16 protein-coding genes and 1 riboswitch are annotated in these 17,326 nt (G+C 60.6%); of the genes, 11 read left to right on the plus strand and 5 right to left on the minus strand.

What is annotated here, in order from left to right; genetic code table 11:
- The first annotated feature begins 124 nt into the window (after positions 1 to 124).
- From FHS03_RS24145 to FHS03_RS24155, 3 genes are read left to right on the plus strand one after another with little or no spacing between them, the layout of a single operon-like run.
- Positions 125 to 1,141 (plus strand): RHS repeat domain-containing protein, encoded by a 1,017-nt coding sequence (locus FHS03_RS24145; RefSeq protein WP_503826788.1) that lies wholly within the window; start codon positions 125 to 127, stop codon positions 1,139 to 1,141.
- Between the two features lie 9 nt (positions 1,142 to 1,150).
- Positions 1,151 to 1,531 (plus strand): DUF1493 family protein, encoded by a 381-nt coding sequence (locus FHS03_RS24150; protein WP_183443463.1) that lies wholly within the window; start codon positions 1,151 to 1,153, stop codon positions 1,529 to 1,531.
- Position 1,532: 1 nt separating this feature from the next.
- The gene (locus FHS03_RS24155) at positions 1,533 to 1,970 is read left to right on the plus strand and encodes an AlbA family DNA-binding domain-containing protein (RefSeq protein WP_183443464.1); all 438 of its coding nucleotides are present in this window, start codon (positions 1,533 to 1,535) and stop codon (positions 1,968 to 1,970) included.
- 452 nt (positions 1,971 to 2,422) lie between these two features.
- Here the strand turns inward: FHS03_RS24155 and FHS03_RS24160 are convergent, their stop codons facing one another.
- Positions 2,423 to 3,367: a LysR family transcriptional regulator gene (locus FHS03_RS24160; RefSeq protein WP_183443465.1), complete on the minus strand. Its 945-nt coding sequence runs from the start codon at positions 3,365 to 3,367 to the stop codon at positions 2,423 to 2,425.
- A 96-nt stretch (positions 3,368 to 3,463) separates the two neighbouring features.
- On the opposite strand from FHS03_RS24160, the gene FHS03_RS24165 reads away from it, so the two are divergent.
- Positions 3,464 to 3,979 (plus strand): DMT family transporter, encoded by a 516-nt coding sequence (locus FHS03_RS24165; protein ID WP_183443466.1) that lies wholly within the window; start codon positions 3,464 to 3,466, stop codon positions 3,977 to 3,979.
- Between the two features lie 52 nt (positions 3,980 to 4,031).
- Here the strand turns inward: FHS03_RS24165 and FHS03_RS24170 are convergent, their stop codons facing one another.
- Positions 4,032 to 4,547, minus strand: coding sequence for a hypothetical protein (locus FHS03_RS24170; protein WP_183443467.1), 516 nt, complete (start codon positions 4,545 to 4,547; stop codon positions 4,032 to 4,034).
- An 80-nt stretch (positions 4,548 to 4,627) separates the two neighbouring features.
- Between FHS03_RS24170 and FHS03_RS24175 the strand changes: the two genes are divergently transcribed.
- Both FHS03_RS24175 and FHS03_RS24180 read left to right on the plus strand, forming a co-directional pair.
- Entirely contained in the window at positions 4,628 to 6,406 is a 1,779-nt protein-coding gene (locus FHS03_RS24175; RefSeq protein WP_183443533.1) for an AI-2E family transporter, read from the plus strand.
- A 221-nt stretch (positions 6,407 to 6,627) separates the two neighbouring features.
- A complete protein-coding gene (locus FHS03_RS24180) occupies positions 6,628 to 6,933 on the plus strand; it encodes a RidA family protein (protein WP_183443468.1) in 306 nt (101 codons plus the stop codon).
- 43 nt (positions 6,934 to 6,976) lie between these two features.
- Here the strand turns inward: FHS03_RS24180 and FHS03_RS24185 are convergent, their stop codons facing one another.
- Positions 6,977 to 8,389 (minus strand): hypothetical protein, encoded by a 1,413-nt coding sequence (locus tag FHS03_RS24185; protein ID WP_183443469.1) that lies wholly within the window; start codon positions 8,387 to 8,389, stop codon positions 6,977 to 6,979.
- A 129-nt stretch (positions 8,390 to 8,518) separates the two neighbouring features.
- Between FHS03_RS24185 and FHS03_RS24190 the strand changes: the two genes are divergently transcribed.
- Complete coding sequence (locus FHS03_RS24190) at positions 8,519 to 8,953, plus strand: VOC family protein (RefSeq protein WP_183443470.1); 435 nt, start codon at positions 8,519 to 8,521, stop codon at positions 8,951 to 8,953.
- On the opposite strand, the gene FHS03_RS24195 is transcribed toward FHS03_RS24190, so the two are convergent.
- Together FHS03_RS24195 and FHS03_RS24200 are read right to left on the minus strand one after the other, a co-directional pair.
- Entirely contained in the window at positions 8,929 to 10,437 is a 1,509-nt protein-coding gene (locus FHS03_RS24195; RefSeq protein ID WP_183443471.1) for a PepSY domain-containing protein, read from the minus strand. The two genes, FHS03_RS24190 and FHS03_RS24195, sit on opposite strands and share 25 nt — an antisense overlap.
- Positions 10,425 to 12,527, minus strand: a complete 2,103-nt coding sequence (locus FHS03_RS24200) for a TonB-dependent receptor (protein ID WP_183443472.1) — start codon at positions 12,525 to 12,527, stop codon at positions 10,425 to 10,427. The genes FHS03_RS24195 and FHS03_RS24200 overlap by 13 nt, the downstream gene beginning before the upstream one ends.
- Before the next feature lie 172 nt (positions 12,528 to 12,699).
- Positions 12,700 to 12,917: riboswitch (cobalamin riboswitch) on the minus strand.
- A 109-nt stretch (positions 12,918 to 13,026) separates the two neighbouring features.
- Between FHS03_RS24200 and FHS03_RS24205 the strand changes: the two genes are divergently transcribed.
- The 4 genes from FHS03_RS24205 to FHS03_RS24220 all read left to right on the plus strand — a co-directional run bounded on the left by FHS03_RS24205 (position 13,027) and on the right by FHS03_RS24220 (position 17,326).
- Positions 13,027 to 13,491, plus strand: a complete 465-nt coding sequence (locus FHS03_RS24205; protein ID WP_371871770.1) for an EamA family transporter — start codon at positions 13,027 to 13,029, stop codon at positions 13,489 to 13,491.
- Positions 13,492 to 13,729: 238 nt separating this feature from the next.
- A complete protein-coding gene (locus tag FHS03_RS24210; RefSeq protein ID WP_183443475.1) occupies positions 13,730 to 14,962 on the plus strand; it encodes a 3-methyl-2-oxobutanoate dehydrogenase (2-methylpropanoyl-transferring) subunit alpha in 1,233 nt (410 codons plus the stop codon).
- A 28-nt stretch (positions 14,963 to 14,990) separates the two neighbouring features.
- A complete protein-coding gene (locus tag FHS03_RS24215; RefSeq protein ID WP_221208252.1) occupies positions 14,991 to 15,995 on the plus strand; it encodes an alpha-ketoacid dehydrogenase subunit beta in 1,005 nt (334 codons plus the stop codon).
- A gap of 5 nt (positions 15,996 to 16,000) precedes the next feature.
- Positions 16,001 to 17,326, plus strand: a complete 1,326-nt coding sequence (locus tag FHS03_RS24220) for a dihydrolipoamide acetyltransferase family protein (RefSeq protein ID WP_183443478.1) — start codon at positions 16,001 to 16,003, stop codon at positions 17,324 to 17,326.

Raw genomic sequence — 17,326 nt, forward strand, 5'->3', positions numbered from 1 at the left:
AATGTTTTACGTTTTCTTGTCGTCATGCTTTAACTCCTCAGATAGTGGATTTTCCACCTATTGAGGTGTCCGGGCAAATTAGACCACGGCAAGCTATGCGACCGATAGTAACCACCTTATACAAGTGGCGGGGATACAAACGACGGCGATCCTATCAGATGCCAACGGGAGCATGGTCAGCAATGCGAATAGCTCGTTCAGCTATGATGCCCGTGGCCGATTGGTTGCCGCAGACACTGCGATTGGACGCGTCGTATATCTGATTAACTCTGTCGGCGAGCGCGTGCAGAAAAGGACGCCCAATGCGCCCACGGTATTTCATTACGGCATGCAAGGGAAGTTGCTGGCGGAGAGTAACGGCGAAACCTTCTTAGAATACGTTTATCTGAATGATATTCCTGTCGCCAGATTATTCAGTACTCCCTCCGCTCAGGGAGAAAAGGACGCAACGCTCTACATCCACGTGGATCATCTGGGTACACCACGACTGCTCAGCAGTGCCGCCGGTATCGCTGTTTGGCTTTGGGATGCCGACGCATTTGGTTCACAGCCACCGCGATCTCTTCTGTCGGCAGACAATGAGTTTAAGCTGCGGTTTCCTGGCCAATACTCCGATAGAGAAACTACGCTAAACTACAACTACTATCGGGATTATGATCCGCAGACGGGGCGGTATCTGCAGAGTGATCCAATTGGCCTGAACGGCGGTCTCAACACCTATGGGTACGTTGAAGGAAACCCGCATAGTAAAGTCGATCCAACTGGTGAAGTCGCTTTCGTTCCGATCCTGATTGGTATCGGTGTCGGTATGGCGTTCGACTACGGCGTGAGCGAGTGGAAAAAGAAAAACTGCTCATGCCCAACCGCCAGCACACCAGCGGGAGCTGCCGGAAACGGGGCTTTGGGTGGCGCCGTTGGGCTTTTTGGACCATATGATTCCAAGCCACGTACTGGCGTGGCGGGAGGCGGTCCGGCGGGTAGTAAAACATCGATCTTCAGTAAGATTAATCATGCTGCGGCGAGAAGCGGTGCATATTCGATTGCCACGCGAAATGCTATTACGAGTGTGGCCCGTAGAGTGCCTTATGCTTCTGCGGCATTTGCCGGATACGAACTTTATGACGCATTTACATGCGATTGAAAGCAGATCATGAGCGGACTGACACCAGTGCTAATTAACTTTCTGAAGCTGTGTGGTCTTCGCCAGTCGCGGATTGATAATTGCGATTTAAATACGAGGCTTTACCACGATTTGGGGATTTATGGAGAGGTCGCGGAAGGCTGTATGGAGGTGTTGGTAAATGCCTACCAAGTTGATATGACGAATTTTGACTTTAAAACGTACTTCCCGCTTGAATTTCCTGGAAAGACGGGCGTATCGAGATTCCTTCTATGGCAGATTCCTTTCGCTAGGCGCATAGTGGAACGTAAGGCAGACTACAGCCCACTTACACTTGGAATGATCGAGGCAATCATTCATTCCAAGCAATGGCCGTCATCCTGCTCTGTAAGTAATAACGGTCAAGCATGATATGGGAGGTAATCCACTTGGCGCAATTAAGGGGATTGTGGATCAGTATGTAGTTGCATTTATGAATGCAGGTATAGCGCAAGAGGACGCCATTTTTTTGGGAATTCGTGATTCGGACCGATCTATCGTTGGAGTCCAACTTCAGCCGCAGGACTGTGATGAACTGCGGCGTATTGTCACAGAACGATTGCATCAGATTGTTCCTCCTATCGCTCCAACTTCCTATCGGATCGAGCTTCATCCGGTGAGTAATGGCTTTGCTCCGATAGATGATTTGTTTGTCGTGGAAGTCCGGGTGCCATCGGTCAGGCGCACATTGCTTTTCGCGACCGGCGGGCAGGAGGTATATGTCAAGACGGACGCGGGAAAGCGAAAACTCTCCGCAATTGAGCTGCAGCAGGAGCTGATTCAACGACTAGGCATTGATCCGGTACTTTGAGCCGCGCTTACTGTCAACGGAAATTCGCTCTCGCCGGTAAAATCCATATCCTTCGACACTTTGGCGCGGAAGTAATGTGGGCAGATACCGCTGAATCGGGTACGATACATTCTGGTTGAAGATGGTATTGCCAACGTCGTTCGCTGCAGTTCAATCTCTCGCTCGTAAGACAAGCTGCGCGGTTCTGACGGTAAAGTCCAAATCAATCACCACCAATGCCTTTAACTATACGGGTCTAAGTGACCTATTGATGACCGAGTGGGAATGGTCCTTAGTCCGGCCGCCTAGCGCGGTATGCGGCAAGAAAGCCATCGAAACCCCTGATTTATCAGGGGTTTTTAATTTCCATGTGATGGGAACCGGCGTTACCTTCTTCAACTGGTGATTTGCAATCGTCTGAATACCGAAAGTGTTCGAAAGTTGGCCTGGCAAAGCGCGTCAGCGCGTGGCGCTTATGGGCTGCCTTTCGACCGCCGATTGGTCTGTGGTGCCGTCAAGGGCCGGCTGCAATCCATCACCAAACCGCGTAACCAGTGGTGCGCCGAATCGGCATGGCGCCGTTGATGCCATGCCTGTTGGAACGTGAAGCGGGGCAGGGGGACGGGCGGCATGAACCAGGTCAGTCCTTGGTCATGCGGCAGATGTTCCAGCGTGCGGCTGGCAACGGTCAGGATGAAATCGGTGCCGGCCAGGACCTCGGTCGCTGCCCGCCAATAGGGCAGGACAAGGGCGACGTGCCGATGCAGCCCTTGCGTAGCCAGGGCCGCATCGATTTCGCTGCCGGAGTCCAGCCGTGTGGCGACCAGCACATGCGGCCGTGCCAGCCATGTGTCCAGTGGTAGCCTGCCGCGCTTTGGGAGGGTGTGGCTGTCGGCCACGCTGACAAAATGCTCCTCAAACAAGGCGTCGATCACGATGTCGCCGGGTGCCTCCGGGAATACGCCAAGGGCCAGGTCGATCTCGCCGTCGGCGAGCTGGGCCAGCATCGCCTCGCGGCTGGCATGGCAGACGCCTAAGTCGACGCACGGCGCCTCGTCGCGCAGCCGCCTCACCAGTGTCGGCAGGACCAGATGGGCCGCGTAGTCGGACATCGCGACGCGAAAGCGGCGCACCGTCTGGCGCGGGTCGAAGCTGCCTTCTTGCAGCAGGGCGTTGAGGTGCTGTAGGGCCGTTGACAGCGGCTGCAGCAGATCCTGGGCGCGCGGCGTCAACGCCATCCCTGCGCCACGCCGCATCAGCAAGGGATCTTGGAAGATGTCCCGCAATTGGGCCAGCGCATGGCTGACTGCTGGCTGGCTCTTGTGCAGCCGCACTGCTGCCCGGGTGACGTGCTGCTCCGCCAACAAGGCATGCAGCGTCAGCAGCAGGTTGAGGTCGATACGTCTAAGATCATCCATGTCACGAATACTATCAATGCCAATTCAGAATTTCCATTTATTTGGCGAATATAGCAGCATAGGGGTAGTTCTTTCATTTCCGATGAGGCGTTCCCTATGTTGAAGTTTTCTTCTTTCTCCAAGCTGTTGCCGATGGCCGTTGCCGTGCTGGCGGGCGCGGCCGTGCCTTTCCAGGCCGCCAGCAATGCCGCGCTGGGCCGGGCGTTAGGGCATCCATTGTGGGCCACCTTGACGTCCTTGGCCGTCAGCGTACTGGTGGTCTTGCCCTTGATGCTGCTCATGCGCGTCCCGGCACCGGCGTTGGCCATTGCGGCGCGGGGGCCGGCGTGGTGGTGGCTGGGCGGCGTAGCCGGCGTGCTCTATATCACTGTCGCGCTGATCATGACCCCCAAGCTGGGCGCTGCCAGCTTCATTGCCAGCGTCGTCGCCGGCCAGATGCTGGCATCGCTGCTGATCGATCACTATGGCCTGATGGGGATGGCGGCCAAACCGGCCAGCGTGTTGCGGGTGGCGGGTGTTGCGCTGATCGTGCTGGGCATGATCGTCGTGCAGATGAACAGTAAGCCAGCGGCATCGATGTTGCGTGGTGCATCGTCGGCAGAACGGTTATAAGCGGCACGTCTGCATACAGCGCGGTAGCTGGTATGGGGACTTTGCCGAGCCATCATGTGCACCGCGCGGCAATGCGGGCCAACACCACCTTCCGAATGACCTCGTCCGTGCGGCCCTGCGCGATGGAAAGTAACCAACGCGAGATGGACTGGCTGGCATCCAGGCGATACTCGACTCTGCCATCACTGCGTCGCAGCCAGATCAGGTTGGCGTCCAGTTCCGCCTCGATCAAGGCGTCGGGGCGGCGAACCAGGTCGCCTGAATGAGCGTGCGTGGCGATGTGGAGGGCAGGGTAGCCCAACGTGCCGGGCAGTATCGTCATGGCGACGCGAGGTAAGGTTCGCAGGCGTCTCTGCAGCATGTTCGATTCCTGATCGCTCAAGTCCCAGGACGGATTGAGATGCCTGCGATAAATAAGGATTTCGACTTTCACATTGCAAGGGTACTCCGATGCGCAGCAAGCGGTGTTCCGATAGGCCGGGTGGTAATTTGCGCGGCTGTTCCGTGAAAAAACCATGTTTTTCGAGCCGTATGGCATCCATGTCAGAGCCTCGGTGGCGGTGGCCATGAAGATCAAGTAGTATGGCTGCCGGCCCTTGTAGTGGCCTAGGTAATTACCCTGTTCATGGTACTTGGAGCGTACGCTTGATGAATGTGAATTTTGCCGTTACGGCGGCGTGTGTGCTTGGTCTTTTGTATTTTGGGCGGGAGGTGTTGCAGCCCGTTGTGGCGGCCCTGGTACTCAGCCTGGCGATCGCCCCCTTGATCCGTACGGCGGGCCGGTTTGGATTGTCGCGTATGAGTGCGACTTTCGGCGCATTGGGCTTGGTGGTCGTGGTCTTTGCCGCTGCTTTTTCCGTGCTTGGTGCGAACGTGCTGGCGCTGACGTCCGAACTGCCGCGATACAGTGCAGAGATCCGCGCCAAGTCCAAATCATTGCAGGAAATGACCCAGCATCCGCTAGCCCGCCTGGCGCCGCAATTGCTGGAAGGGACGCCCGCGACGACGAATCATGAAACCAGTGTGCGGCCGTTGCCGGTCGAAATTCACGAGCGTGCCAGCACCAGCGACGCTATCGCCAAAGCGATCGGCGTGGTTTCCGGTCCGCTGGGCGAAGCTTTCCTGGTACTCGTGCTGCTGGTCTTCATCTTGCTGGATCGGGAGAACCTGCGGGACCGCGTGCTGCGCCTGGTCGGACAACGCGAAGTGAGCCGCGCCATCAAAGGGCTGGAAGATGCGGCCGAAGGTGTCTCCCGCTTCTTCTTCGCTCAGCTGGTGCTGAATGTGATGTTCGGCGTGGTGATCGGCATCGCCCTGTGGCTGATCGGCATTCCGCACGCGGCGTTGTGGGGCGCCATTTGCGCCGCCTTGCGCTTCGTTCCCTATATCGGCGCCTTGATCGCAGGCGCCGCGATTGCCTTGTTTGCGGCGGCGGTGGAGCCGGGGTGGATGCTCGCCGCATATGCGCTTGTGCTGTTCCTGATTCTGGAACTGCTGGTCGCGCACGTGGTTGAGCCGCGGGTGTACGGCCACAGTGTCGGCATGTCCGCGCTGGCGGTCATTGTTTCCGCGCTGTTCTGGGGCGCCATCTGGGGGCCGCTTGGATTGCTGTTATCGACGCCGCTGACACTGTGTATCGTGGTCGCAGGCCGCTATATCAAAGGACTGGAACCGATCAGCATCCTGCTGGCGGAGGCGCCGGACACCAACGACGCGCAGCGTTTCCACCACCGTGTGCTGAGCGGCGATGCCGACGCCATTCTGGAGGACGCGCGCGCTTTCTTGCGGAAGTCGACCTTGGCGCGCTATTGCGACAAGGTGCTGCTGCCCGGAATGTCGCTTGCCAGCTCGGACCTGCTGGGCAGCCAGGAGCAGCGCTTGCGGGCGACCGTCGCGATGGTGGCGGATACCTTGGCTGCCGGCCATTCGTCGAGCCGTTCGCGCCGGCGCAGGATCTCCATGCTGAACGAAAGCATCGGCGCGCATCTACGGCACCGTCGGGAGGAGAGGTTGGGGCGCTGGCAAGGTTCGCTGGACGTTCCGGCGCGCTCAGTCATTCTCTCGACGGCCATGCCGGGTGTGCGTGAAGAGTTCATGAGCGAGCTGCTGGTGCTGGTGTTTCGCGAAGCGCGCCTGGATGCGCGCAGTTTTGTCCTCAAACAGGATGAGAGCAATGCCGACAGCGCGCCCGATGCCGGCCAACTGATCTCCACCGCTTTCATTGCCTATCCGGTCGAAAGTGAACTGCCGGCGTGGACCGCCGCTGTGACCGAGCTGCGCGCCGCGCTGCCGGACGTTCCGCTGGCGACCATCCGTCCGCATGACAGCATGGCTGAGGAACTGTCGCAAGTGGCGAAACATGTCGATCTCGTGCTGCAGTCCTGTGAGGAAGCCCTGGCCTTCGTCGCTCCGGGACGCAGTGGCTGACATATCGCGGCGGTCCGTCACCGCCAACCCAAATCCAACAGTAAGGCCGCCAAGGTGCGAACTGGTGAATTGCAGAGTTTGAAAGCGGAATCGTAAGTTCTATCACCCTATTTAGGGATGCGGTAATTGATTCGTTCGCTGAAAATTAGCCCCGTATGCTGATGCGGGCAACAACGGTCGCGCGTACGAATCCAAACATCTCAACAAACCGAGGGACCATTATGAATAGAACCATCAACAAAACATTCGCGAATCATGGCGTTGCCTGGGAAGGCATCTATGGCTACAACCAGGCGGTCAAGGTGAAAGACGTGATTTACGTTTCCGGTCAACTTGGACATGATGGCGAGGGCGCTCTGGTCGCACCGGCTCCGCTTGATGCCGCTGGCAAACCAACTGATTTCTCAGGCATGGAACAACAGATGCGGCAGACCTACTTGAACGCAATCGCTCTGCTGGCCCAATTCGGAGAAATTGCGACAGCAGCGCTATGCAGCCGACTGCTTAGAGCCATCCGCGATCGGTGATCCATCGTTGACTCCGTGGTCGCAGCGGATCACACGTGTGACCTCAGAACTCCAGGTTGCGCGCTGTAAGTTCGCGCGGTGAGCCGAGCAGGAAGATGTTGTCGTTCAGCTTGTCCTCACCTTTATAGTGCTCATATGAGGTAAGCGTGGGGAGCAGGTCGCGCACGAGTGCCTGCTGGCTCGGTGTGGTCTTGTCCGCGGTTAGCTTGCCTAGTATGAATGTCTGCACTTGCTCCGACTGGTTGGCCACCTGTTCCAGCGTCGCCTTTTTCAGCTTGCCTTCCCTGTAATTCAGCGAGACATTGCTGCTGGCGCTATCGTTGATATGGTGATAGTCGTAGTTTTGGGTTTGCGGCGTTCCATCGAACGTTGGCGCGCTGGATTTGCCGATCTCGGTATGGAATTGAGCCTCCATGTGCGATTGCTGGGTTTGGCGAACGGAGCGCTCGTCGGGAGTGCGGTTATCCACCACAGTCTGCTGCGAAATATCGTAGGAGAAGTTGTCTTCCTCCCGCGCCTTGAGCGGATTGCTGTATTTCGGCGTCTGGGTGACGGAAGCGCTGAAATCGGATAGGCCGGTCAGCGTGGTACGGTCGTGGGAGTTCAGCTGCCACCGGTGCAGTGTACTGAGGTCGCTGCGCCGTTCTTCGCTGATGGCGGTTCGATTCATATCGGAGAAGGCGTCTTTGAACATTGACATCAACTGCTTGTCACCGCGCCCGCGCGAGGCCGCCTGATCGAATTGGGCCAGATAATTTTTGAGGGCTTTTTCCTGCTGCTGCTTGTTGCCTACGTGCTCTAAAGTGCTTGTGTTTACGTTCACTTCAGCCTGCCCCTCAGGTCCGCCAATGCTCACTTTCCGTTTTGTGTCGTCAATGTGGAAATCCAAAGTCTGCGATGCGGCGTCTGGGCGCTCCACTTGGGCGTGGAAGTCGATGGACTGCACAAACTTGCTATCGAGCTGTGTCAGGCCGCCTAGCCGGACTTGCGGGTTCGATCCCGCCATGCCGTCGATGGCGCTCTGGAATCCTTCCGCCAGATGGGACAGTGCCTTGCGCTCCTCACCCGTCAGTTCGGCGCTTGAGCTGATCTGGTAGATCATTTCATCGCCAACATTGGCCAGCGTAAGGTCAACCTTGGTGCCGCTTCGAGTGGTGATACTCAAGCTGAACTTGTTATCCACCGACTCCGGCAATTTGGCATGGTCCAGCGGAATCACCGAACCGGAGTCGAGCTGCTTGAGCATGTCCGAACCAAGGTCCTGGTAGCGCAAGCGGGTCGGGATGGGGGCGGATGCAGCAGCGAGCGCTTCTGGACTCAGTGTGACGATCGTTGATGGCGACGTCGCCGCCGCCGCGTCTAATTTGGCGACGATGGGATTGCTATTGCGGCCGGATGTGGGCGCGACGTAGCGGGTGGCTGGTTGCCAGTTGGAGAGGGTAGTGATGGAACTCATACCCGCTTATCGACAGGTTGTTGGGGAAACTTTAATTGTGATGCTTTATTATTTTCTTGCGGAGCGCATGATGACGGAAAAGCATGCTACCTTGGCATTATTCTTGAGGCCGCGTTGAAGGAGATATTAATGAGTACCATGGGAAAACCCGAAGGCTTTAATACCATCACGCCAAACAGCATCGTCAGCAGCGTGACCGATGCCGTCAAGTTTTACCAGAAAGTGTTTGGTGCGGAAGAGCTGCTGCGCCTCAACACGCCGGATGGCAAAGTAGTCCATTGCGAATTGAAATTCGGCGACTCGCGCATCAATCTGGGCGAGGCGATGGAGGGCTGGCCGGAACAGCCCTTGCTGGCGCAAATCTATGTGCCCGATTCGGACGCCACGTTCGCGTTGGCCATCACGGAAGGCGCCAAGGAGCTGAGTCCGGTGACCGATATGTTCTTCGGCTCGCGCGAAGGCCGCGTGATCGACCCGTTCGGCAATACCTGGACCATCGCCACGCATAAGAAACAAGTGTCCGGCGAAGAAATGCAGCGTCAACTCGATGCGATGTACGCCTGATCGCGCCGGAGCGGTTTCGGGCGGCGCTTCCTCAGGCGGCGCCAGCCCAGGACCAGTCCCGTTGCGCTCAGCATCGCGCCCAGCACGCTAAGCGATGCCACCATCACGTCCCATACCGGGCGAGTGCGCAGGCTGGCTGCAAAATCGAGCTGATGCAAGCCGTTGAATAGCCAGCGGTTCCACTTGCTGTTGCGGTCGGCATAGGCGACCAGCGTCCCCTGGGCCGGGTTGACATAGAAGGTTGTCTCGTCAGCCAGCATGAACTGCGCGCGCATGACGGGGAAGGGGCGGTCGGCATGATGGCTGTAGTAATAGCTGTCGCCGCTGGTAAGCCGCTCGACTGCCAGCAAGGGAACGTCGGGCCGGGTGGCGCGGATGGCGAGCAGCAGCGCCTTGTCCGGAATCGATGGCAGTACCGCGCCGTTCTCGGCGCTTAACAGGCTGCGCCCTGTGCGTTCGAGCGCACTAAAATATAACTTGCCGCCTACCCGCCGCCATTCCAGTTCGAGCAGGCCGGGACGCGCGCGGATGGCCGGGGCCAACGCCACTGACAAATCCCCCTGGTTCAGCGGGCCGCCCGCGAATGCCAGCCTGTCTTTTGCTGTCACGCCCGGCGACGCGAGCCAGTCGAATGGCGTGACGGATAGCCAGCCGCTGAACAGCCAGGTCAACGTCAGCGTACCGACGCCCAGGCCGAGCCAGTGGTGCCAAGCCTGCCAGCCGCGATAGGGCGAGCGCCGTCCGCTGGCATAGGGCTGGCGCAGCCTGATTCGCTGTATGCCCAGCACCATGCCGGCCATGACCAGGAGGAAAGCCGCGCCCGAGGTCCACATCACCACCTGGCGCCATGGCTCGCCATGCGTACGCAAGGGCGTAAAGTAAATCCAGTGGATCACCGATCCGGCCCAGTTCCATGCACGTTCACTGCGCGTCGTGTCGCGCACCAGTTCGCCGGTGCGGCCCGATACGTACAACACACTGCCCGCAACGTCGTCCGCTTCAACACGGTACAGCGGCCGGTGCATTTTGACTGGACCGAAAGTCCACTGGTCCAGGTCGATCTGGCCGACCGATAAAGCGGTGGCGCCAGGGGCGGCGCTGGCCGCAGCGGCGCGCGCCATGGCTTCCGTGGCGTGCAATGCGGCGCCGGTGTCGGCCCAGACGGACGACCAGCGGCCATTGCCCATGAAATGGTAGGCGGGCCGGCCCGCCACGGTGTTGAGTTTCACGACGCTGGGAACGCCGGGCTGCGCGAGGGACTGCCAGGCATCCCACGCGCTGACCTTGACCTGTGCCGCATCCAGCGCCGGGAGCCAGGCCCTGCGTTCCTGTTCGCTGAGCTTCGGATACGGCACATACATCATCACGATGCCGGAGCCGAACCACAGCAGCACCAGCAAGCCGATGCCGATGCCCAGCCAGCGGTGCAGCAGGTGCAGCTGGCGCTTCCAGGAACCCATGGCGCCGGCGATCAATAGCGCCATTGGGCGCTCAGCTCGACGTGGCGGCGGTCGCCCAGCAGGTACTGGCTATCGCTGTACGAGGTGGTGGCGTACAGCTTGTCGGTCAGGTTGCGCAAGTTCAGCTGCACCAGCAGATTGCGGTTGACGTTCCAGCCCAGCGATGCATCCATCGTGGCGTAGGCCGGCAATACCTTGGTGTTGCCGTTGTCGATATAGCGTTCGCCGACGTAGCGCGCGCCGACCGCTGCGCGCCAGCCCTCGGCGCGGTAGGTGAGCCACAGGTTGGACGAGATTTTCGGCACATTGGACGGGCGCTTGCCGGCGCGCGAGATATTGCCGCCTTCAAGCAGCTGGTCGAACTGGGCGTCGGTGTAGGCCGCGTTCGCTGCCAGGCGCCATGCGGACGCCAGCGCGACGCTGGCACTGACTTCGGCGCCGCGCGACGATTGCGAACCGCCCTGGATCGACAGCGCCGGATTGGCGGGATCGCGGGTGATGATGTCGTCCTTGCTGATGCGGTACAAGGCCGCGGTCCATTCCGCCTTGCCATTGGCCAGCGACTGCTTGATGCCGGTCTCGACCTGGCGTGAGCTGGTCAGCTTGTAGCGGCTGTTGCTCAGGTTTAGCGACAGCAGGCTGGTGACCGGATCGCTGCCGCTGCTGACCTGCCCATACAGGGCGGTGTCGGCGCTGAGTTTCCAGGTCAAGCCGAGACGGACAGCGTTCGCATGCAGCTTGGAGCTGAAGCCCGCCGCGCCCAGAAGGCTGACGCGATCGACCTTGTACTGGTCATGGCGCAGGCCGGCCAGGAACAGCAAGCGTTCGTTGACGCTGTAGGCGTCCTCAAAGTACAGCGCATTGGTGGTGGTGTCGGTGCGGAAGTTGGGCCGCAGCGGATCCGGGCTGTCGAATGTGCCCGGGTTGAAGCCAATCGGCGCCACGGTGGACGCGCCGCCGTAGGGCGAGTTATTGGTGTGCGTGAAGTTGATGGTGGCGGCTTCCCATCCGGCCACTACGCGGTTGGCGCCGGCGTTCCAGCGCGCTTCGAGGCGATTACCGGTTTGTTCCTGATCGTGCTGGAGGGCGAGGTAGTCGCTACGCTTGACCACCTTGGCTTGCGCGTCATAGGAATAGTGTTCCACATTGCGCCAATTGCGGTGCGCCTTCATATAGGCCAACTCATTGCTGATGCTCAGCGCCGGGCTGACGCGCCAGGTCAGGCGGGCAACCGCCTTGTCGTCCTTGAACGAGATGTCGGCGTCGCCGACGTTGTAGTTCTGGTCGCGCAGTTCGCGCGCGATCCGGCCCTCGACCAGCGGCGTGCCGAAATAGCGCCGAGGACGTTGCTCCGAGTGGTCGAGCGAGAGGTCAAAGTCGACGTTGGAGGCCAGCGCATAATTCATGCTGGTCAGGATCTTGCCGCGGCGCGATTGGCCACGATCGATAAAGCCGTCGCTGCGGTCGGCATAGGCGTCGACGCGGAACGCGCCTTTGTCGCCCAGGGCGCCGGTGGCGCCAATGCCGCCGCGCAGCGTCTTGCCGCCGCCGATGCCGGCCATGGCTTCGACGCTGGTCTTGCGCTGCGGCGCCTTGCGCACGGCGTTGATGGTGGCGCCGGTGGTGCCGCTGCCATAGACGATCGAACCTGGGCCGCGCAGCACTTCGATATATTCGTAGCCCCAGGGATCGGCTGGATAGGTCGCCGTGCCCGAGCCGACTTGCGGACGCTGGCCATTTTCCAGCAGGGCGATGGCGCTATTGCCGCTGAAACCGCGGGAAGAGTAGGCCACGCCATTGCCCGGCGAGCTCGTGTCGGTCAGGCCGGTGGTACGGGTGATGGCATCCTTGAGCAGCAGGTCGCCGCGTGCCTGCATGGTGTCGGCGCCGAGCATTTCGGCGCTGGCCGGCAGCTCCTGCAAGGTCAGGTTCAAGCGGCTGGCCGTCGCGCTCTCGCTGGTCAGGCCCAATCCTTCATGCGACGCCTTTGCCTGCACCGTCACGGTTGGCATGACTTCGGTTTGCTGCGCCCAGATGCCCGGGGCGCAAAGTGCGGCGATGGTGGCAACGATAGGACGCAGGGAGGGGGCGTGGTTGGGACGGAATGGGATCATGGCAGCAGTTCTGTAGTCAGTAAATTTGTGGCGCGCAAGCCCACCAGCAGGCATGGCGCTGACCGTGCGCGCGAAGCGAACGGCAGCGCGCACGGCGGCCGTGTGCGATTGCTTAAACGATCAATGAAAAAACAGCGAACGTATCTCTGGTCAAGCCACGCCCCGTGGCTTGACGCATGCATCGTGACTGGCCGGTCTTCTGGCTTGCCCTCATCCTTCCCTGTTCTTGCCTTCCCGCGCGATGCGCAGTGGCGGTTGAACAGGGTCGTCAGGCTTACAGCAGCGGGGGCTGCGCCGGACTGGTGCGAAATGAAAATCTCGCAGGTCACCGGCTTCCCGTTTCACCCTCCCGCTGAGAAGCGGGAGGGCACCATTCACGTAATTGCCGCGCATTCTACTTGCAAATTGCACTTTTAGCTATGTTGGGCGTGGAATCTGGACTGGAGAGCGGCTATCCCGGATTCAGTTCGCCGGGTTTCTACTGGCAGCAGGTGGGTTGGTGGTCTTGCTGCTGCCGGGCCTCGCCTCGCCGCCCGTCGTAGGGGCGTTGCTGATGTTATCCGCCGGCGCTGCCTGGGGGATCTATTCGCTTCGCGCCAAGGGCGCGGGTGATCCGACAGAAGTGACTGCTGGAAATTTTGCGCGGGCGGCACTTGTCGCGGCGGGGCCGGGCCTGTTCCTGGCAATGCGAGGACAGGCGTCTGTGGATATGGCCGGCCTTGGATATGCCGTTTTGTCGGGCGCCGTGACATCGGGCTTGGGATACGTCATCTGGTACAGCGTTTTGCCCGCTTTACGGGCGATCAGCGCGGCGACCGTGCAACTGAGCGTGCCGGTGATTGCCGCGCTCGGCGGCGTCATACTGCTTGGCGAGAGCATCAGCCTGCGTCTGGTATTGGCTTCCGCGGCCATACTCGGCGGCATAGCGCTGGGGATCCGGAAACCGCAAGCAGGACGCGGGTAGGGCGGCGTGGTCTGGCGTCGACATCGCATTTCCCCTCGTGCCGAAGGGGGAATGCGAACAACTCTTCTTGAGAAGAGGAAAGCATGGTACGCTCTCATTGTTGTCCAGGAAATGTTTTCGTGCCCGCCATGCAAATGCAGCGGGCGGTTCCACGGTCCGGCCGACTGCAGCTACCCGCCGCAGACCAGCCAGGATTGATCACTGCAAGTGCGAAACCATCGCACATCAAGGAATCAGAATGAGCAAGGGTGAACCATTACGCTTGCACGTCCCCGAACCAACGGGGCGTCCAGGTTGTGCAACAGATTTTTCCTATCTACGCCTGTCGCCGGCTGGCGCCGTGCGCCGTCCCGAAGTCGATGTGGCCCCCATGGATACGCGCGATCTTGCGTACTCCCTGATCAGCGTGATCGACGCCGAGGGCAACGCGGTCGGGCCGTGGGTGCCGCAAATCGATATCGAAGTCGTGCGCAAGGGTTTGCGCGCCATGATGAAGACCCGCGTCTTCGATAGCCGCATGCTGATGGCGCAGCGCCAAAAGAAAATGTCGTTCTACATGCAGAGCCTTGGCGAGGAAGCCATCGGCACCGCGCAGGCGCTCGCGCTGAATGAGGACGATATGTGCTTCCCCACCTATCGCCAGCAAAGCATTCTGGTCGTGCGCGACTATCCAATGGTGGATATGATCTGCCAGCTGATGTCGAACGAACGCGACCCGCTTAAAGGCCGTCAACTGCCCGTCATGTATTCGGTGAAAAAGGCTGGCTTCTTCTCCATCTCCGGCAACCTGGCGACGCAATACATCCAGGCGGTCGGCTGGGGCATGGCCTCGGCGATCAAGGGCGATACCAAGATCGCTTCGGCATGGATCGGCGACGGCGCCACGGCCGAAGCGGACTTCGACACCGCCCTGACTTTCGCCCACGTGTACCGCGCGCCGGTCATCCTCAATGTGGTCAACAACCAGTGGGCCATCTCGACCTTCCAGGCCATCGCCGGCGGCGAGGACACCACCTTCGCCGCGCGTGGCGTCGGCTGCGGCATCGCATCGTTGCGTGTCGATGGCAATGACTTCCTGGCCGTGTACGCGGCATCGCGCTGGGCCGCCGAGCGCGCGCGCCGCAACCTCGGACCATGCCTGATCGAATGGGTGACGTACCGCGCCGGTCCGCATTCGACCTCGGACGATCCATCGAAGTACCGTCCCGGCGACGACTGGTCGCATTTCCCGCTGGGAGATCCGATCGCGCGCCTGAAGCAATACTTGATCAAGGCCGGCGCGTGGTCCGAGCAGGAGCACGAAGAAACCCAGAAGCGCCTGGAGGCGGAAGTATTGGCCGCCCAGAAGGAAGCCGAGCAATACGGCACCATGGCCAGCGGCCATACCTTCAGTCCAGCCGAAATGTTCGACGGCATCTATAAAGACATGCCGGAACATTTGCGCGTACAACGTCAGCAACTGGGGATCTAAGATGGCGGAGAATATAGTGAAGACTTCCATGACCATGATCCAGGCGCTGCGTTCGGCGATGGACGTGATGATGGAGAAGGATGACAACGTCGTGGTCTTCGGCCAGGACGTGGGCTACTTCGGCGGCGTGTTCCGCTGCACCGAGGGCCTGCAAAAGAAATACGGCAAATCGCGCGTGTTCGACACGCCGATTTCCGAAGGCGGCATCGTCGGCGTGGCAATCGGCATGGGGGCGTATGGTCTGCGCCCATGCATCGAAATCCAGTTTGCCGATTACATTTATCCGGCCTACGACCAGATCGTGTCCGAGGCGGCGCGCCTGCGCTACCGTTCGGCCGGCGACTTTACCGCGCCGATCACCATCCGCACGCCTTGCGGCGGCGGCATCTACGGCGGCCAGACCCACAGCCAAAGCCCGGAGGCGGTGTTTGCCCACGTTTGCGGCTTGCGCACCGTGATGCCGTCGAATCCTTACGACGCCAAGGGCTTGCTGATTGCCTCCATCGAGAATGACGATCCGGTGATCTTCCTGGAGCCGAAGCGGCTGTACAACGGCCCGTTCGACGGCCACCACGACAAACCGGTGGTGCCCTGGTCGCAAAATCCGTTGGGCGAGGTGCCGGAAGGGTATTACACCGTCCCGCTCGACAAGGCGGCCATTTTCCGCCCGGGCAAGCAGCTCACCGTGCTCGCCTACGGCACCATGGTGTGGGTAAGCGAGGCGGCGGCGCGCGAGACCGGCATCGACGCCGAGATCATCGACCTGCGCAGCCTTTGGCCGCTGGATCTGGAAACGATCGTCGAGTCGGTCAAGAAAACCCGCCGTTGCGTGGTGGTGCATGAGGCTACGCGCACCTGCGGTTTCGGCGCCGAACTGGTGTCGCTGGTTCAAGAGCATTGCTTCTACCATCTGGAAGCGCCGATTGAACGCGTAACGGGTTGGGATACACCTTACCCGCATGCGCAGGAATGGGCGTATTTCCCGGGGCCTGCGCGCGTTGGCGCAGCGTTCAAACGTGCGGTGGAGGCATAATAAAGATGGGTATTCACGTCATCAAGATGCCTGACATTGGCGAGGGCATTGCAGAAGTTGAACTGGTTATGTGGCATGTGAAGGTGGGCGACGCGGTTACCGAGGATATGATCCTGGCTGACGTCATGACCGACAAGGCCACCATTGAGATTCCATCGCCGGTGCACGGCACCGTAGCCATGCTCGGTGGTGCTGCGGGCCAGGTGATGGCCGTAGGAGCGGACCTGATCCATATTGAAGTGGAGGGCGCGGGTAACCTGAAACCGCAGTCCGCCGCAGCTGCCGCGCCGGCTGTGGCGTCGGCCCCGGCTCCTGTCCCTGCTGCCGCGCCGGTAGCTCCCGCAGCGGCTCCCGTGGCCGACAAACCCGCAGCCACGCCTGCCGCAGCCAAACCTGCAGCGGTGCCTGCCGCCACCTCGTCCGCGGCATCCACCCGCGCGGCGCGCGAAGCAGGCGAACGTCCGCTTGCTTCGCCTGCGGTGCGCAAGCGCGCTTGGGATATGGGCGTTGAATTGCAGTTTGTGCATGGCAGCGGCCCGGCCGGCCGCATTCTGCACTCGGATCTCGACTCTTACGTCGCGCGCGGCGTGCAGGACGCACCATCCGCAGGTCCGGGCGGCTATCGCGAGAACCATACGGAACAGACCATCCCGGTGATTGGCCTGCGCCGCAAGATCGCGCAGAAGATGCAGGAGTCGAAGCGCCGCATCCCGCACTTCTCCTACGTGGAGGAGATCGACGTCACGGAGCTTGAGAGCCTGCGCGCGCGCATGAACGAACAGTGGGGCAAGGAGCGCGGCAAGCTGACCGTGCTGCCGCTGCTGGCGCGCGCCCTGGTTGTCGCTCTGCGCCAGTTCCCGCAGATGAACGCGCGCTACGATGACGACGCCGGCGTCGTTACGCAATACGGCGCCGTCCATCTGGGCGTCGCCACCCAGACCGACGCCGGCCTGATGGTGTCGGTGATGCGCCACGCCGAGGCGCTCGATCTGTGGTCGTGCGCCACCGAGATCGGACGCCTGGCCGATGCCGCGCGCACGGGCAAGGCCACGCGCGAAGAACTGTCCGGCTCGACGATCACCATCTCCAGCCTGGGCGCCTTGGGCGGCATCGTCACGACGCCTGTGATCAACCATCCCGAAGTGGCCATCATCGGCGTCAACAAGATCGTGGAGCGGCCCATGGTGCGCCAGGGCGGGCTGGTAGTGCGCAAGATGATGAACCTCTCGTCCTCGTTCGACCACCGCGTGGTCGACGGCATGCATGCGGCCCAGTTCGTGCAAGCGATCCGCGCCTTGCTGGAATGCCCTGCGATGCTATTTGTGGAGTAA

The sequence above is a fragment of the Pseudoduganella violacea genome, from assembly GCF_014191875.1.
Lineage (GTDB): Bacteria > Pseudomonadota > Gammaproteobacteria > Burkholderiales > Burkholderiaceae_D > Rugamonas > Rugamonas violacea_A.

Bases quoted from the DNA above. Each gene is read 5' to 3' on its own strand.
- FHS03_RS24210 (WP_183443475.1), top strand. From the start codon at position 13,730: ATGAGCAAGGGTGAACCATTACGCTTGCACGTCCCCGAACCAACGGGG.
- FHS03_RS24180 (WP_183443468.1), top strand. From the start codon at position 6,628: ATGAATAGAACCATCAACAAAACATTCGCGAATCATGGCGTTGCCTGG.
- FHS03_RS24195 (WP_183443471.1), bottom strand. From the start codon at position 10,437: ATGGCGCTATTGATCGCCGGCGCCATGGGTTCCTGGAAGCGCCAGCTG.
- FHS03_RS24215 (WP_221208252.1), top strand. From the start codon at position 14,991: ATGACCATGATCCAGGCGCTGCGTTCGGCGATGGACGTGATGATGGAG.
- FHS03_RS24155 (WP_183443464.1), top strand. From the start codon at position 1,533: ATGGGAGGTAATCCACTTGGCGCAATTAAGGGGATTGTGGATCAGTAT.
- FHS03_RS24200 (WP_183443472.1), bottom strand. From the start codon at position 12,527: ATGATCCCATTCCGTCCCAACCACGCCCCCTCCCTGCGTCCTATCGTT.
- FHS03_RS24160 (WP_183443465.1), bottom strand. From the start codon at position 3,367: ATGGATGATCTTAGACGTATCGACCTCAACCTGCTGCTGACGCTGCAT.
- FHS03_RS24175 (WP_183443533.1), top strand. From the start codon at position 4,628: ATGAATGTGAATTTTGCCGTTACGGCGGCGTGTGTGCTTGGTCTTTTG.
- FHS03_RS24165 (WP_183443466.1), top strand. From the start codon at position 3,464: ATGTTGAAGTTTTCTTCTTTCTCCAAGCTGTTGCCGATGGCCGTTGCC.
- FHS03_RS24190 (WP_183443470.1), top strand. From the start codon at position 8,519: ATGAGTACCATGGGAAAACCCGAAGGCTTTAATACCATCACGCCAAAC.
- FHS03_RS24185 (WP_183443469.1), bottom strand. From the start codon at position 8,389: ATGAGTTCCATCACTACCCTCTCCAACTGGCAACCAGCCACCCGCTAC.
- FHS03_RS24170 (WP_183443467.1), bottom strand. From the start codon at position 4,547: ATGGCCACCGCCACCGAGGCTCTGACATGGATGCCATACGGCTCGAAA.
- FHS03_RS24220 (WP_183443478.1), top strand. From the start codon at position 16,001: ATGGGTATTCACGTCATCAAGATGCCTGACATTGGCGAGGGCATTGCA.
- FHS03_RS24150 (WP_183443463.1), top strand. From the start codon at position 1,151: ATGAGCGGACTGACACCAGTGCTAATTAACTTTCTGAAGCTGTGTGGT.